At 59.6% G+C, this 17,577-nt stretch carries 6 protein-coding genes; 2 read left to right on the forward strand and 4 right to left on the reverse strand.

Annotation, left to right across the window (positions count from 1 at the left end):
- Positions 1-296: 296 nt before the first annotated feature.
- Together AR306_RS08020 and AR306_RS08025 are read right to left on the reverse strand one after the other, a co-directional pair.
- Positions 297-4,499 (reverse strand): OmpA family protein, encoded by a 4,203-nt coding sequence (locus AR306_RS08020; RefSeq protein ID WP_101497059.1) that lies wholly within the window; start codon positions 4,497-4,499, stop codon positions 297-299.
- Positions 4,496-12,151 (reverse strand): DUF7933 domain-containing protein, encoded by a 7,656-nt coding sequence (locus tag AR306_RS08025; RefSeq protein WP_101497060.1) that lies wholly within the window; start codon positions 12,149-12,151, stop codon positions 4,496-4,498. Before AR306_RS08025 ends, AR306_RS08020 begins: the two co-directional genes overlap by 4 nt.
- Before the next feature lie 596 nt (positions 12,152-12,747).
- On the opposite strand from AR306_RS08025, the gene AR306_RS08030 reads away from it, so the two are divergent.
- Together AR306_RS08030 and AR306_RS08035 are read left to right on the forward strand one after the other, a co-directional pair.
- Positions 12,748-14,025, forward strand: coding sequence for a Wzz/FepE/Etk N-terminal domain-containing protein (locus AR306_RS08030; protein WP_101497061.1), 1,278 nt, complete (start codon positions 12,748-12,750; stop codon positions 14,023-14,025).
- Positions 14,026-14,207: 182 nt separating this feature from the next.
- A complete protein-coding gene (locus AR306_RS08035; protein ID WP_101497062.1) occupies positions 14,208-15,194 on the forward strand; it encodes an Rpn family recombination-promoting nuclease/putative transposase in 987 nt (328 codons plus the stop codon).
- Between the two features lie 68 nt (positions 15,195-15,262).
- On the opposite strand, the gene AR306_RS08040 is transcribed toward AR306_RS08035, so the two are convergent.
- Entirely contained in the window at positions 15,263-16,126 is an 864-nt protein-coding gene (locus AR306_RS08040) for an ABC transporter permease subunit (protein WP_101497292.1), read from the reverse strand.
- A 553-nt stretch (positions 16,127-16,679) separates the two neighbouring features.
- Positions 16,680-17,555 carry an ABC transporter permease subunit gene (locus AR306_RS08045; RefSeq protein ID WP_101497293.1) on the reverse strand — a complete coding sequence of 292 codons (876 nt, stop codon included), beginning with the start codon at positions 17,553-17,555 and terminating at the stop codon, positions 16,680-16,682.
- Positions 17,556-17,577: the final 22 nt, after the last annotated feature.

A 17,577-nucleotide genomic window follows, 5' to 3' on the forward strand; every position in this document is an offset into this window, starting at 1 on the left:
CCACCATCATGTGTGCAAATCTGTGCGCGGATATGTGTGGATATGTGTGCGGATATGTGCGCGGATATGTGTGTGGATATATGTGCGAATAAATTCGCACCTACGCGGGCCATGCACGGCTCTACTGTAGGTCCGGATTTATCCGGACAAAGCCCGGTCTGGCCAGACCACGGGGCACGTGTGCGAATAAATTCGCACCTACATGCCGGGCAGCAAGGCAAAACGGCAAACAAAACAGGCAATCCGGACTGCCGCAAAGCAAAGGGCCCTGCAATTGCAGGGCCCTGGCAGCGGTATCAGTACTTGCCGATGGCGTTGATGAACCAGCCACGGCTACGGTACGACAGATCGGTCAGGTCATCGCTGAAGTCACTGAAGTTGTAACCGACACCCATCTTGAAGTGGTTGCCGAAGTGGCGATACACACCCACCAGCGCACCGTCCTTGCTGTCCTGTGCCAGCGACTCCTTGCGGCGGCGGGCCTCGACCATCAGGTCCCACTTCTTGACCACGTGCCAGTCGACACGCGCTGCATACAACTGACCACGGCTGTTGAACCACTTGGCCGAGCTGTCACGGCTCATGCGCAGCTGGCCATGGCGGTAGGCGTACTTGCCGCCCACGCTCCAGCGCTCGGTCAGGTCGTAGATGCCGTCAATCGCGAACAGGTGGCTACGCTGGGCGTAGTCGATGTTCTGACCCGTGGCGGTCGATACCTGATCCGGTGGCGGCAGATCGGCCAGATAGGTGTACTTGATCAGCATGTTGAGCCGGTCGTGCATCACCGGACGGTAGGCATAGCCCACCGAAGCCTCGACAAAGTCACCGTCGTAGTAGCTGCCACGGCTGGAGTCACCCACCGAGAAGTCCAGACGGGTCAGCAAACGCCAGTCCGGGTTGATCTGGTAGCTGAGGTTGTTGCGCATCAGCCACACCGACAGGTCCTGCACTTCGCTCTTGTCCTTGCGATATTCGAGACGGCTGGCATAGCGGATATCGCCATGGCTGTAGCTGATCTTGCCGCCATAGGCGCGACGCTTGAGCTGGTAGTCGCTGTTGTTGTTGAAGCTGCCAACTTCAGCGGTGATACCGTAGCTCCAGCGCTCGTTCGGCGCAAAATCCAGACCATAGCCCTGGATCACGCCGGCCTGATCACCGTGCTGGAAGCGTTGCTCGGTGTACACGCTGACGCTGTCGGTCCAGCGCGAGCGGGCACCGGCCACCGCCTGCCCGGCACGGCCACTGTCAAAACCGCTGCGGCTACCCAGACCGTTGTCGGCACGGTCGCTGTCCAGCTGGTAGTTCAGGTAGTAGTTGGTACGCTCGGACTTGTCATAGTTGACGCCCGCCGTGGCTCCCACGCCCAGGTTACCGCCGGAAACCTCGCCGTTCAGGGTGGTACGCTCGCTCACGCGCACGTCACCGCCGATGCCGACACGGTTGTTGGCCTGGCGGCTGTCGTTGCGGTTGACGGTGCCCTGCACAAAGCCGTACAGCGACCAGGCATCCGCGCCCAGATAATGGGCCTGTGCGAACACATCGGTGCGGCTGCCTTCGTCACGGTCGGCCCGGTCGTAACCGGCGTAGGTACCGGTATACAGGTTCTGGTAACGGCTGCCATAGCGGATACGGTCATTGCGCACGCCTCCGTACAGGCGCCAGGCTTCGCTCAGATCATAGGCCAGGTTGGCCTCGACTGCGCGGCGCGAGTTGCCGCCGTCCTCGTCGATGCTGTCGCCCTTGACGGTCAGCTCGGTGCGCTCGCCAACTTCCGTGGTGTAGCTACCGCCCACCTGGGTGGTATCCAGATCGGTCAGACGGCCCGGCGCGGTAAAACCGGCCTCGCGCTTCTCGTAATAGAGGGTACCGCGCCCGCTGGCGTCATCAATGGCATCGCTCAGGTCAAACGCCGTCTCGATACGGTTGGCACGGGCACGGGAATTCTTGCTGACCCCGTACTCGCCAAAACCGAAACCGCCGTCGAAGGAGAAGCGCTGGTCAAAGGCATCACCCTTGGTCTGGGCGCTTTCCAGTTTCAGCCAAGTGCTGTCGCTGTGACGCAGAATCACGTCGCCACCCACCAGCTGCTGGGTTTTCAGGCCGGTTTGCTCCTGCTCGCTGCCGGTCACGCCCACACGCACGCTGTCATTGGCCCAGTAAGCCACCCGGCCACCCAGCGCCATGTCGTTGGTCTTGTCCATGCCTGGCGAGTATTCATAGCCCACCACCAGATAGGCCGGATGGCCGGACAGGCTGCCACCGGAGCGGATCAGCCCGCTGCCATCTGCCGTGGACGACAGCGGCTGGCTCAGAATGATGCGGCCCTGAATCGAGTTGACCTCGTAATCCAGCCCGGACATCAGGTCCTGGCTGTGGATGACCAGACCGGAGTCCTTGTCGCGTACCTCGATGCGTACCCGCTCACTGCCGACGGTAATATCCTGGTGGCGCAGGTAATACAGCGAACCACCGGTACCACGGAAGTCCTCACGGGCCGACAGGGTGCCGGGCTCGGCGACAAAGCCTTCCACCTGCAGGCGGCGTTCGCCAAAGCTGGTGAACTCGTCACTGCGGTAACGGCCCTGGGCACCGTACAGGCTGCGGTCGATCTGTGCCAGATCGGTATCACGGGTTTGCTGGCGGAAGTTGCCCCACATCGCATGGGATTTCTCGTCCTCGATCCGCGCGTAGAACTTGCCGCGGGTCGGGGCGTCCTCGATCATGGTCGAGTCGTCACCAAAGGTGGTCCAGCCCTTGTCCGCTTCGTTGTCCATACGACGCAGGAACTCGCGCGGGTCCTTGTCGTTGAAGTTGCTGAACAGGCTCTTGACCGGCTCTTCACCGGTGTCGGCGCTGGCTGTCACGGTGTACTTGTCGTTGATCACGCCCTTGCTGTAGAACGCCAGACGGCCATCGGAATAGAAGCTGTCATCGTAATAACGCTTCTCGCCGGTTACCAGACGGGCCGGGCCGGTGGTCTTCTGCTTGCCCACGGTGAAGTCGGCAATGGCAACGGTGAACCAGTCCTGCGACGGCAGGCGCAGGTCACGGCGGTAGATGCGGCCCTTGCCTTCATCATCCAGCACTGCCACCTCGACGGTATGCACACCACGCGGAATGATCTGGGCATTGGCAAAGCTGCCATTCAGGTCCACCGGCACCGGACGGCCGAGCACAAACACATGCTGGTCATCACGCACCTGCTTGCCGTTGACGGTCACGGTACCACCGGCCACCGGAATATTGTGACGGGCCAGACGGTTGCCGCCGTAACCGGCGATCAGGTTGTCTTCGCGCTCGTCTTCCTCGGCGGCTTCACGCTGGCCACGGGCCACCTCGATGGCCTGCGGATGGGTTTCGTCAAAACGGCCCTTCTCGTCATATACGCGCAGCTGGTAGAACACGCGATCCGGCAGGCCGGCAGACGGCGTCCACTCGCCCTGCAAAAACTCGTCCAGCTCGACGGTTTCCAGCAGTTTGGGGCTGCCGAAACGGCCCTTCTTGCCCAGAATGCGAATCTCGCCACGCTCGATCCAGTGCATGTAGTTGCTGTAGCCACGGAAATTCAGCGGCTGCTCCAGACGCGCCACGCGGGCATCGCTGACCACGTTCAGGCGCGGCTTGGTGGACAGGTTGTCGTACTGCACCTGCAGCAGGTCACGGGCCAGCGCCACGTCGACACAGCGCTGGGTATCGGCACTGCCGGCACCCTGCCCGCCCTGCGGCTGGCCGTCGATGCTGAGCATGAACGGCTGCACATCCTGACCGGCCACTTCACCGGCGGCACACTCGTAAGGGCTCTCGGGGGTGCTGACCAGCGACTCGTCGTACCACAGCTCGACCTCGACCCGGCGGTTGAGCGCCCAGGCTTCGGCACTGTTGCCGGCCATCAGCGGCTCGTTGGGACCGCGGCTGTCCAGGCTGATCTGCTCGGGCCTGAGGTTGAGGCTTTCGGCAAAAATTGCCGCCACCTCTGTAGCCCGCTGCAGACCCAGCCCGTAGTTGTCTTCATAGATGGCGCGGGTACGCGCCGACAGGTGCTGCGGGTCGGTATGGCCGACAAAACGCACACGCAGGTTGCGCTTGTCCTTGAGGCGCTGCATCAGCTCGGCCAAGGTGTCGCTGTCGCTGCGGGCGATTTCCGAACGGCCGGAGGCAAAGCGCACCACCGGCAGGCCATCACTGAGCTTGATGGTGTCGATGGTTTCCTCATCCACATTAAGCAGCTGATCGCGCTGACCCAGCGGGCCTTCCACCTGCCACAGGATAAGCTTTTCCCGTGGCAGCTCGCGCTCGGCGTTGTGTGGAATGGCGGGCAGGCCGCCCGGGGTAAAGGGGCGACGCTGCAACAGCGACTCGTCGTGCATGGCACCACGGGCACCTTTAAGGCGGCAGCCCTCGCCTTTTTCACACTGGTCGGCGGCCAGCGCCACTGCGCTGGCCAGCGGGCTCAGGGCCAGTACGGTTACGCTACTGGCCAGATACTTGCGCACGCTCATCGCACCACCTCCACGCTATCGATCGCCGGCACGATTTCTTCCTCCAGCTGCAGGTCATAACAGCATTCCTGCGGTTCCCAGTTTTTCTTCACCCACTTGGTCACCGACTTGATGCGCTCGCGGGCTTCTTTTGGCTTTTCACCCACCGGCAAGCGGTAAGCAATGCGCAGAATGGACGGCTCGGCATGCAGGGCCTGCATTACGGTACCCATCTGCTCCTGGTAACCCGGCTTGAGCTCTTTGCCATCAAAGGCATCCGGCGTCAGGTCCAGGCGTACCACGCGGTGAATGCTGGCACCGAAGTTGGCCTTGACCAGACGGCCCTGGCTCAGGCGCACCACACGCGGGTTCTCGGTGACGACACGGTAGCCGCTTGGCAGCGTGCGCTCGTCCACCTTGACGATGAAGTTGCCGCCACGCATTTCATTGGGCACATCGGCACAGGCAATGTGGTAACGGCCGTGGTTGTCGGTGGTCACCAGCCAGCCTTTCGGCGTGGCCACGCGCACACCCGGCAGGCCCGGCTCGCCTTTGTCCTGGTAGCCGTTACGGTTCTTGTCGTCATAGACGGTACCGATCAGGTCCGAGCATTCGAAGGTCGGGTCGGCCACCACCCGCACGGTGGCGGTTGCCACGTTGGAGATACGGCTGTTGGCCACCTCGTTAATCGCCCAGGTCTGGTTGACGTACTCGTTGTAGCCAACGCCGGTACCAACCACCAGCAGCATCTTGAAGGTCAGCTTCTGGCCCGGATTAAGGGTCAGATTGCTCCACTTCAGGTGACGGCCATTGACCACCGGCTCGTTGGGCAGGCTGTCAATCTGGGACGAGCCCTTGACGTACTTGAAGCCAGGTGGAATTTGGTCTTCTACCGCCACCTCCAACAGCCTATGGGCCAAGGTGTTAGTCGCAGTCAGCACATAGGGCACCATCTCGCCGCGCACCACGTTCACCTTGGGGGTACTCTTGGTCATGATGATTGCACCACCCAAAACCGGGTCCAGCGGGATGTGGTTGTTAACCAGGTTCGCCGAGTTACCATCAAAATAGAAGCTAAAGTAGTACTGGGTCGTACCAGCTCCTCCAGTCAATCCGGCACTGCTCGACGAGCAAGCCGCAGGATCGTTTTCATGGCTTGGCGTACCCTCAACCGGCGCTTGGTCACTGCTCTGCACCAAAGCCGGATCGGGAGTTGCCCCTACTGACAGCGTTGCATCACACACAGGAATCAACACAGACTCGCCCGGGCGATATCCTGCCGGGGCATTGATCATTAAACTGTATGTGCCCGCAGGTGCCGAATTCAGCAGCAGGAACTGGTAAAAGCCGTCATCACCCGTCATCTGGCTAAGCGAGCCGCCCAGCACATCGCTGGCCGTGAAGCCAGACGGGCCACTGATGGTGACCTCAGCACCTCCCACTGGCTCACGGCTAACGGCGTCATAAATGACACCGGCCGGGTCCAGCGGCAGGCTCTGCTGGGTAATGTTGCTACCCGCCACCACAGTAATGCCCTTCAACGTACCGCCCGAGGTATCTGCACCACCGGGGTTGGATGGGCTTGCAACATTCTGGTCATAATCGTTCGCCGATTCGTTCGGCACAGGTCGGCCGAAGATGGTACCGGTTTGCGGATGACGGAAGCGGATTTCGTACCCACGATCTGGTGTCACATCACTAAAGCGATAACTACCGTCAGCATTCGTGATGACTTCATCAACCAACACACCGTTTCTGTCCAATAGCTCGACAATCCAGCCAGACTGGCCACCACTGTTTTTGAAGACACGATCATGATCGCTATCGAACCAGACATTGCCCTCAATGCTGGCCAGCGCACGGCTGATATCGGTCGGATCTTCGGCGCGGTTGTTGCCTTTTTCCGGGTCCTGCTCACCGCCGCCCTCGATAGTGGCAACGTTGGTGCGCTGGGTATCGCCCAAGCCACCATCAATTTCCACCGCAATGATGAACTTGATGCTGGACGTGGCCAGCGCCGTATTGGCTGGAATCACATTGCTGGTGGTGCAGCTGACACGCTGGCCAGTGATTGAGCAGTTCCAGCCAGTCGGGCCCTGTACAGCCTTGGGCGTCAGGCCCGCTGGCAAGTCATCAAGCACAGTAATTTCGCTGCCATCAGTATTACCCTGGCCGATATTGCCGACAGTGATGATGTACTCACCCGTACTAGCCGCCAGGAAGTTTTCTGGCTCATGAGTCTTGGCAATTACCAGATCAGGTACCGGTATCTCGGCAAACAGGTTATCCAGCGAGAATTCTTCGGTCGTCAGGTCAATACCACTGATCACGCTGTTGGCCACCGTGCGGTCGCTCGGCGTACCACCGGCACTTCCCGCAACGGTCCCGCCCGGCAAAGTGCCAAGTGGCTGGCCATTACTTTGCGTCAGGCTGTAGTTGCCCGGCGGCAGACCGGTAAAGGTGAAGTTACCTGCACTGTCAGTGATTGCCGTATCGCTGACCGGGTTACCGTTGTTGTCGGTACCGCTCAGGGTGATGGTCTGGCCACCGATGCCCTTTTCGCCACTGTCAACGGCTTCGTTGTCGTTCAGATCAAGGAACACCTTGCCGGTGATGGTGCGGTTGCTGGTCTGCTCGGCAAAGTTGTTGCCGGTCGACTGCTGCCCGGAACCCAGCACGATGTCGGCGATATTGCTGATCGGCTCGGTGACATCCGAGGCCGTGCCACCAAGGCTGCCCGCCGTGGTTTTACCGTTGCTGGTACCGGTCGGCTGGGTCGGTTCGATGACCTTGTAACGGCCCGGCGGCAGATCGTCGAAACGGTAGTCGCCGTTGCTATTGGTGGTGACTTCCTTGCTCACACCGCCCGGCACTTCATTGCCAGAGGCGTCGATCTCGACCAGCTGGATGGTCACACCAGACAGACCACTGTCGCTGCCGTCGCGCAGACCATTATTGTCCAGGTCAAGGAACACCGAACCACTGATGCTGCCCGGTTTGACCTCGGGGAAGTCGTTATTGGCAGAGGATGAAACATCACCCGAGGTGTCTGTCAGGGTGATCGAAGTGATCTGGCTGCCACCGCCCGCCGGGTTCTCCGACTGGCCACCGCCCTGCGCGCCGGGGGTTGGCAGCGCGTTCAGGGTGCCGGCCGGCTGACCGTTCTGGCAGACGCTGTAGATACCCGCTGGCAGTTCGGTGAACAGGTAATCGCCACCAGCACCGCTCTGCTGCGGGTTGCGCTCGCCGTTACTGAAGCTCACCAAGGGTGCCGCACAACTGTTACCGGCATGCAGGCTGATGGTAGAACCCGGCAGCGGACTGTCGCCGGAGCCGAAGCGGCCGTCGCCGTCATTGTCGACGAACACCCGGCCACTGATATAGCCAAGGTTGCTGACCGTCAGAGTGGCGGTCGCCGGGTCGGGGTTGTTGCCGATACTGGTTTGCAGCGCACCGCGCGGAATTTCGTTGGTGTGCACACCGGCCGCAGTGGCGGTGACATCCACCTCGATGGTGCAACCGCCGGCAGCAACGGAAGTACCGTTGGCCAGCGTGACAGTACCCGCTCCTGGGTTGGCAGTAATGTTGCTGCCGGTATGACAGCTGCCACCAATATTGGCCGGATTGGCAACCGTCACCGGGCCAGGTACGGTCGGCAGGGTATCGACCAGCGCACTGGTCAAGGTAAAGGCTGCCGCATTGGGGTTGTCGATACGGATGGTCAGGCGAGACGTGTCACCCGACTTGATCATCGGCGGCTCGAACTGCTTGCTGATGCCCGGCGGCGTGGTGATTACCACCTGCGCCGAGGTCGGCACATCGTTGCTGACGCCTTCCGAGCTGCTCAGGCTGCCACGACCGATGTCATTGATATAGCTGCCGACGCTGTTACTCAGCACCGACACGGTCACTTTGCACAGGCTGTTCGCCGCAAGGGTGCCGTTGGTGATGCTCAGCAGGCGACCGGAAGCGGGTGCCGAAACCGTTGCCGTACAGGTGTTGCGGACGTTTGGCGTCGGTGCCACGGTCAAGCCGTCCGGCAACTGGTCAACCAGGGTCACACCGGTCAGGGCAAGGGTGTTGGGGTTTTTCAGAGCGATGGTCAGGTCGAACGGTGTGCCGGCCGCACGGGTCAGGGTGCCGGTGCTCATGCCGAAGTCACCGCTGACTGCGGTATCCAGAGTCTGGTTGTCGAACGCCTTGTGAATCTCGACCGGATGCTTGACCACCAGGGTGCCTTCGCCGGGTTCGGGGTTGTTGACATCCCCCTCGTCAGTTTTACCGGTCAGGCTGCCGGCAGGCAGGCTGTTGACGTATTCGCCCTCACTGACCACCTGCACATCGACCTCGATGCTGCAGGTCGCCGGCGCACTGCTGCTACCGGCCGGCAGGGTGCCACCGGATAGCTCCAGCTTTCCGGGATTGGTCGCTGTCGGCGTCAGCGTAACGGTGCCGGCACAGGTGTTGACCAGCCGTGGCGTTGCCGCCATGACCATGCCGGCCGGGAAATTGTCCACCAGCGCAAGGTCGCGCACCGGCTGATCGGTGGAGTTGAGCAGGGTGATCTTCAGCCGGCTGCTCTGGCCCGGTGCCACTACGGTCGGGCTGAACTCCTTGGACAGGCCCAGGCTGCTGCCGGCAGAAAGCCCGGTTTGTGCGGCCGAGCCGTTACCCACGCCCTGCGCCGTGCTGATCCCGCCAACAGGCACGGTAAACTGCACGCTGTCGGACTTGTCCATGGTGACGTTCAGCTCCAGCTCGCAGGTGGCACCGGCGGGCAGACTGGCACCACTGAAAGAGAAACCAGTGGAATCGGCAGGTGCCTCAACCACGGCCCCCGTACAGGTGGTCACCACATTGGGGAAGGCGGCAATGCGCTCGCCGGTCAACTCACCCGTGGACAAGCCGGCAGCGCGGAAGAAGGCGTCCAGCGACATGTCGGTCACCGGCTCACCACTGTTGTTGGTAAAGGTCAGCTTGAGCCGGGTGGTAGCGCCGGGGGCGGACAGAGTACCCTTGGCATGCTGGGCGGTGATTGCGATGCCGCTGCCACTGCCCTGGCCATCCAGTTGCCTGGAGAAATCCTGCGAGCCGACCACGCCGCCATCAGCCGTCAGCTGCTTGCCCGGCACAGTGTTGATCCAGGGGCCGCTGCCGTTGGCAATCACATCAACCACCAGCGCACAGCTCGACTTGGCGGCAATGCGCGCACCGCTCAGACCGACCACACTGGCGCCCGGAGCGGCATTGAGCGACACCGCACCATCACAGGTGCTGTAGGCATTGGCCGGCGAGGCCACCACCATACCTGCCGGCAGGTTGTCGGTTACCGCAACGCCGGTCAGGGCGGCGTCCTTGGCATTGGTCAGGCGCAGGGTCAGGGTGCTGCGGCCACCATCACTCACCTTGTTGGGTGCAAAGGACTTGCTGCCGGACAGCACTGCGGTGAAGGCAACATTCGCACTGGCATCCTGCTGGGCCGTAACAGGCTGGGGCGAGCCATCCCACAGGTTCTGCGTCCCAGTCACATCTGCAGCTGCCACTGTGTTGTTGTATGTGCCCAGCTCACCCAATACACGGAACTTCAGGGTACAGCTGCCGGCATTGCCGGTACCCGGGCCTTGACGGGCCGGCACGCTGGCACCGGTCAGATTGACCACAGGCGCGCCTGCTTCAGTGGTGAAGCTGATGCTGCCGCCACAGGTCGAGCTTTGCTGTACCGGACTAGCCAGCTCCAGCTGTGCGCCGGTCGTGCCCGTCGGCAGCACGTCCTTCAGGCTGACATTGGTCAGCGGCTTGTCGGCATAGTTGCTCAGCGTCAGGGTGACGGTGGCCGGCTCGCCCTCGGGCTTGCTCGCAGCATCGAAGCTTTTCGACACGCTTAGCGGTGCGACCACTGCAAATGAATGCTCGTTGGTATCGCTGTGCGCACAGATGCTGCTGTCGCCCTGAAGGCAGATCTGGTTGGCCAGCACCTTGTTCTTGATCGGTGTTGTCAGGTCAGCGTTCTTGTCAACCTGGGTCCAGAAAGTCAGGGTACAGACTGCAGCATTGGTATTGGCCGCTGGCATGTTCACTTTGAAATTGGCGTTTGGCGCAGCGAATGAGCTGTCAGCCAAGCTGCACCCCGTACCGGTGACCGCAGGCTCATAGCCCGCTGCGCTGTACAAGCTCAGGCGGGTATCCAGGGTATCGGTGACACTGAGCACTTCAGACGTTGTGCGCCAGTTGTTCAGTGTCATGGTGTATTTGATCAATCCACCGGGTGCGACGCTGGTGGTCGAGCCTTGCTTGCTGGCAGTGAAGCTGTTACGTACGGTGACTGTGCTGTCAGTCTTTGCATGCACAACCGGGTCATCGCTCGGACGCCTGGCGGGAATGCCACTTTGGCCAATGGTGTTGGTGAACGCCTTTTGCTCGACATCAGTTGCCAGCTTTGGCGTGTAGTTCACCGTCAGGGTGCAGGTACTGCCTGCTGCCAGCGTACCGCTGTTGAACGACAGCTGGTTGTCGCTACCAGCCAGCCCGTTCAGGCTGCAGCCCGCACCAGGCGTAACCAAATTGATCGACATGTTGGCAGCACTTTGCGCCGTGCCGCCGTCGATAAAGTCCGTCAGCGCCCCCAGCGTCAGCTCCTCACTGGCGTTATTTTTCAGTGTCACCGTCAGCGTCGCCGGCTGGTTCGCGGCGACATTGGTCGGGCTGAAGCTCTTGCTCACCACGAAGGGCGTATCCACCTTCAGGTTGGCCGAGCCTCCAGTCGGCGTGAGCAGGCTGTCACTGGCCAGATCGGCCGGCGCAATGGTATTGGTCAAGGTGCTCGTCAGGCCAAGGTTATCGATGTCCGCTTTGACCCTGAAACTCACGGAGCAGTTGCCACCGGCAGCGACCCTACCCGCCCCCAGGGTGACTACAGTCTGCCCGACGGCCAGACCGGTGGTGGCCAGCGGCGTTCCGCCCGTCGTACAAGTTGAGGTGATATCAAGCGGGCTGGCAACCGACAGGCCGGCTGGCAGGCTGTCTTTCAGGCTGGTCACCTCCAGCGGCCGAATGGTGGAGGGGTTTGTGACTGTCAGCTTCAGGATGCTGGTCTGGGTATTGCTCACCGTGCTGGGTGAGAACGATTTGCTCACACTAGGCGGCTTGGGCGCAGTGAAGGTCACCGTCTGGCTGCTACCGACTGCGTTTGTCACGGCTCCGCTGGTATGGGTCCCGCTGACTGTGTTTGCGCCAATGCTGTTCTCGACGTTCTCCATCGCCGTGCGGGCAGTTACATCCAGATTGAACACACACTCGCCATCGAGGCCGTCTGCACGCCCCGGGATGGTCACGCCACTCACGCTGAAAGCCGTGTCATTCAGGCTACCGCCGACCGCCAAAGGCACTGCAGCATTGTTGCCCTGCTTGCACTCGGCACTGGCCGCAACCAGCACCACGCCGGCCGGAAAGGTATCGGTGAAGCTCACATCGGTGATCGGCTGTCCGTCTGTATGGCCATTGGTCAGGGCAATACTGAAGCGCGTCACTTCACCAGCCGGCAGGCTGGTTGGATAGGGCGACGGAATCGTCTTGGCCACCTTGAACTCGGTCGAAGGAGCCGCTTGAGCTGCCATGGTTGCCGAAAGCAACAAAGCCCCCAACCCAAAGGATATTTTTTTCTTCCAAGAAGGCATGCCGCCCCCTCCCGTTAGCAGGTATAGAAATTTGGGCGGGAGGGTACCAAGCCATTCTTGATGGCGCAATAAGATTAGCGCGTCATAAATCCTGAATTTTCATAGGGTTCGAACACACTCCAAAAACAAAATCTGCCTGAAAAGAGGGGAAACCAATCCACCATTCTGGTTATCTAAATACAACTCACAGCCCCACCCAGAGCAAGCCTATCGCCCTCTGTCAAGGATCACCGCACAGCTAGGCACAGCAAATATCATAATCCCGAAAGAATCGTGCAGCTTTGCGCAAGCCGGCTCGCAAAAAAAGCATTTACGTAGTGTTCAATACATTTCGCACAGCCTGTGCTTCCAGCTCCGGGCAACTATCATTTTCCTTGCACTCCATGACCGATTACTGTGTTTTACGCCGAAAACAGTTATAAAAATACGCGTTCAGCCCTGCCAATTATTTTTCTATTTTGCGATGAACTTCACATAACTACGCTTTCAAAAACAACCCTCCTTGCCAGCGAGAGGTGTTTTGTACAGATGGGAATTCTTCTTGTTTTAAGGTAGAGTGCTGTGCCTTTATGAGCTGTAGTCGCATGGAGCCCTACATGAACCAACCCGCCCCGACACAACCTGCCATTCATGATGATGAAATCGATCTGTTCGAGCTGGCCCAGGATATCTGGCGCGAAAAAGTTCTGGTCGTCATCGTCGGCGCTGTTGTAACTCTGGCCGCACTGGTCTACGCGCTGCTGGCTACACCTGTCTACCAAGCCACCAGTATTCTCAGGCCCGCACAAATCAAGGATCTTGACGAGCTCAATAGCAGTAAAGTGTACAAACTAAGCCCGGACGAGGCGCTGAACCGGGTCGGTGCCGCGCTGGAGTCCTATGATGTGCGCTTTGATTTTTTCCGTAGCAACCTCGAACTGTTTGGCCCGTTAATCCACGACAACCGAACATTGGAGCAGAATTTCGAAGCTCTGAACAAAAACGTCAGGTTACTCCAGCCGGATGCCAAAAAAAGCGATGGCTTCAGCAAGTTTGTAGGATTGCAGCTTGAATATCCGGGTGGTCTGGATGGATCAGGCATTGTCAACAAGCTGGTACGGCATGCCATTGATACCGAGCGCGGCAGGCTGGAATCCGACCTCGAAATCGTGATCAAGAACCGGCTGGAAACCATCAACAAGCAGCTGACAGAACTACGCACGGGTTATACCACTGAGAAAGAAGCCAAGATTGCGCAGCTCACCGAAAGCGATCGACTGAAGGAGCTGAAGCTGAAAGATGAGCTGGAAGCCATTCGTCAAACCCTGACCATCAAGCGTGCCAACCGTATCAAACAGCTCGACGAGGCAATTGGTATTGCCGCATCACTCGGCATCAAGAAGCCCAGCACGCCATCCGGCCTGGGCGTCTCCGAAGCACGGGTTTCTGGCAGTGTGATCAAGACCGAGGTCAACAACCAGCAGCTTCCGCTTTACTTTATGGGTACCGACGCCCTGCAAGCCGAGAAAGATATTTTGCTGGCCCGAGAGAGCGACGACTTCACCAGTAGCCGTATTGTGGAAATTCTGCAAGAACTCAAACTGCTGGAACACAACCGGCAAATTGAAATCCTGAAAAACCGTGACAACGAAGATCTGTTTCTTGACGAGCTGGCAGAGAAGCGGCGCGAAATTGCCCGCCTGAAAAACATCAGCCTGAACCTTGACCAGCTACGTCTCGTGCAGACTGACCAGCTGGCTACGCAATCGCTGGCTCCCATCAAGCCCAAGAAAACCCTGATCGTCGCCGTTGGCGTAGCACTGGGCGGCATGCTCGGTATCTTTGCCGCACTGGTTCGCAGCGCCATTCGCAAGCGCAAGAGCCGGCAAGACTGACCTCCTCGTGTCCTGCTTCTTCACGCTGGACACTACAGGAAGCATGCAGGCGGACTAACGGGGCGGGCACAGGGACCGAATGCACGCCGAATTGTGGCGGCTTGCAAAATGCGGCTATACACGCGCGGCAAAAGCGGCTAGATTGCCAGCACAAGGATTGCCACACCCAGGGAGGGAGCCGCATGAGCCGTACACACGATACCGGCTACAAGGAGCTGTTCAGTCACCCCGAGTTTGTCGAGGCGCTGCTGGATGGCTTCATTCCACACCAGATCAGCAGTCTGCTGGACTATTCCAGCCTGCAAAGCCATCCCGGCCACTACATCACGCCGCTGTTTGACGAGAAAATCGAAGACGCGGTCTGGTCATTGCGCTTTCGGGAACCCGGCGGACCAAGGCTGTATCTGTATATTCTGCTGGAGTTCCAGTCCACGGTAGACGCAACCATGGCGCTGCGCATGCTGCATTACAGCGCGTCGTTTTATCATCAGTTACTGAAAGAAAAAAAGTTCAGCAATCACAACCTGCCGGCGGTATTTCCGGTGGTGTTGTACAACGGTGAGCGCGGCTGGACTGCCGCCCGCGACATGCAGGCGATGGTGCAGCCGGTGCCGGAATTTTTGCACTATTACCAGCCACGCCAGGGTTATTACCTGCTGGATGTCCGCCACAGCCCGGATCAGCCACAGCCCGGCAATGACAACCTGTTGCAGCTGGTGTTTAATGTGGAAAACGCCATGACCGCAGAGGATATGCAACGGGTAGCTGTGCAACTGGCCGAGGGCGTCAGGAGTCACAAGGACAGGGAGCGTGTTGATCGCATACTGACCCGCTGGTTCAAGCGTTACCTGCATGCCCACCGCATAACAATAGATTTTACAGCAGCCAACCGGCTGCAGGAGATACCGCCCATGTTGAGCGATCGAGTTGATACCTGGTTTGAACAATGGAAACGGGAGGGGCTGGAGGAAGGACGCGAGGAAGGACGTGCCGAAGGCCAAGTCAAAGGCCAGGCCAAAACCCTTGGCAAACAGCTGCAGCTGAAATTTGGGCAGCTGCCGGATGCCATCAGCCAAAAACTGCAACAAGCCAGCGAAGCCGAACTGGACCTGTGGACCGAGCGGATACTGTTTGCCGAGAGCCTGGATGCCGTGTTTACAGCAGGTTGACTGAACAGTTTTGTTGCTGCACCCGCACCGTCAATAAAACAAGGAGGCCAGCGGCCTCCTTGTTGCGTTCAGGGTCCGAGCCGCACGGCGGCACTGGCCCGTTCCAGCGCTTCGATCTGTTTGCTTGACCTGCGCCGTTTCTCTTCCTTGTTGCGGGTAAAGAACCAGACCAGAAAGGTGGCCAGCGACACCACCAGCAGGATCAGGCTGGCCACGGCGTTGATTTCCGGTTTCACGCCAAGACGCACGGCAGAGAAGATCTCCATCGGCAAGGTGGTGGAGCCCGGCCCGGAGACGAAGCTGGCCAGTACCAGGTCGTCCAGCGACAGGGCAAACGCCATCATGAAGCCCGCCGCCAGCGAGGGCACTATCATGGGTACGGTGATCAGGAAGAATACCTGCCAGGGGCGTGCGCCCAGATCCATCGCCGCCTCTTCCATGGAGCGGTCCAGCTCGCGCAGGCGCGCCGCCACAATCACCGCCACATAGGCGGTGCTGAAGGTGGTGTGGGCAATCCAGATGGTGATGACGCCACGCTCCATCGGCCAGCCGATCAGCTGGGCCATGGCGACAAACAGCAGCAACAATGACAGGCCGGTGATCACCTCGGGCATGACCAGCGGTGCGGTAACCAGCCCGCCAAACAACGTGCGCCCGCGGAAATGCTTGATGCGGGTCAGCACCAGCGCGGCCAGCGTGCCCAGCGCGGTGGCGGCAATGGCGGTGTAGCTGGCGATTTCCAGCGAACGCAGTACCGAGCCCATCAGCTGCTTGTTGTCGAGCAGGCCGGCGTACCATTTGGTCGACCAGCCGCCCCATACCGTCACCAGCCGCGAAGCATTGAAGGAGTAGATCACCAGCACCAGCATGGGCACATAGATGAACAGCAGGCCCATCACCAGCATGAAGCGGGAGAAGCTGTATTTTTTCAGAAATTCCATAAGCAAATACTCAAAAACTGTAGGTGCGAATTCATTCGCACATTTTTGACAAACATTTTGTGCGAACGTATGAGCACCTACATTGATTCCCCGTTTATGTGTGCGAATGAATTCGCACCGCCATAAATGTCCCAAGCCGCTAATGCCTGACACAACACCCCGCCAAACCCTGACACCGCAGTGTGCGAACGTATGAGCACCGACATTGATTCCCCGTTCATGTGTCCGAATGAATTCGCACCGCCATAAATGTCCCAAGCCGCTAATGCCTGACACAACACCCCGCCAAACCCTGACACCGCAGTGTGCGAACGTATGAGCACCGACATTGATTCCCCGTTCATGTGTCCGAATGAATTCGCACCGCCATAAATGTCCCAAGCCGCTAATGCCTGACACAACACCCCGCCAAACCCTGACACCGCAGTGTGCGAACGTATGAGCACCGACATTGATTCCCCGTTCATGTGTGCGAATGAATTCGCACCTACATTGATTCCCCGTTCATGTGTGCGAATGAATTCGCACCTACAATTTCCTGCCCCTAGCTCTCCAGCTCTTTGGCCTGGGTGCGGTTAAACAGCACAATCGGGATGATCAGGATCAGCAGCATCACCACCGCCAGCGCCGAAGCCACCGGCCAGTCGCGGTTGTTGAAGAACTCCTGCCACAGCACTTTACCGATCATCAGGGTTTCCGGGCCGCCGAGCAGCTCGGGAATGACGAACTCGCCCACCACCGGGATGAACACCAGCATGCAGCCGGTGATGATGCCGCCCCTGGACAGCGGGAAGGTGATCTTCCAGAAGGTGGTATGGCGCCGTGCACCCAGGTCCGCAGCAGCTTCCAGCAGCGACAGGTCATGCTTGGCCAGGTTGGCGTACAGCGGCAGCACCATGAACGGCAGGTAGGCATAAACAATGCCGATATACACCGCAATATTGGTGTTGAGGATCTGCAACGGCTCGCTGATCAGCCCGGTCCAGAGCAGGAAGTTATTCAAAATACCGTTATTGCTGAGGATGCCCATCCAGGCATAGACGCGGATCAGCAGCGCGGTCCAGGTCGGCATCATGATCAGCAGCAGCCACACCGGGCGCATCGGCTCACTGGAGCGGGCAATGGCGTAGGCCATCGGGTAGCCGACCAGCAGACACAAAAAGGTGCTGACCAGTGCGATTTTCACCGAGCCCAGATAGGCGGCGACGTACAGTTTGTCCTCGCTGAGCAGGATGTAGTTGCCCAGATTGAGCAGCACGGTCAGCTGCTGGTCGGCCCATTCAACCAGGCTGGTATAGGGCGGAATGGCAATATCCGCCTCAGCAAAACTGATCTTGAGGATGATGCCAAACGGCAGCAGGAAAAATACCAGCAGCCACAAAAAGGGCACGCCAATCAGCGCATGGCGGCCCTTGGGCAGCCAGCGGCGCAGGTGCAGTCCG

It is taken from the genome of Thiopseudomonas denitrificans, assembly GCF_002866065.1.
Classification (GTDB): Bacteria; Pseudomonadota; Gammaproteobacteria; order Pseudomonadales; family Pseudomonadaceae; genus Thiopseudomonas; species Thiopseudomonas denitrificans.

What these genes read in the sequence shown, in the direction of transcription:
- AR306_RS08030 (WP_101497061.1), top strand. Translation starts at nt 12,748, where the DNA reads ATGAACCAACCCGCCCCGACACAACCTGCCATTCATGATGATGAAATC.
- AR306_RS08035 (WP_101497062.1), top strand. Translation starts at nt 14,208, where the DNA reads ATGAGCCGTACACACGATACCGGCTACAAGGAGCTGTTCAGTCACCCC.
- AR306_RS08025 (WP_101497060.1), bottom strand. Translation starts at nt 12,151, where the DNA reads ATGCCTTCTTGGAAGAAAAAAATATCCTTTGGGTTGGGGGCTTTGTTG.
- AR306_RS08020 (WP_101497059.1), bottom strand. Translation starts at nt 4,499, where the DNA reads ATGAGCGTGCGCAAGTATCTGGCCAGTAGCGTAACCGTACTGGCCCTG.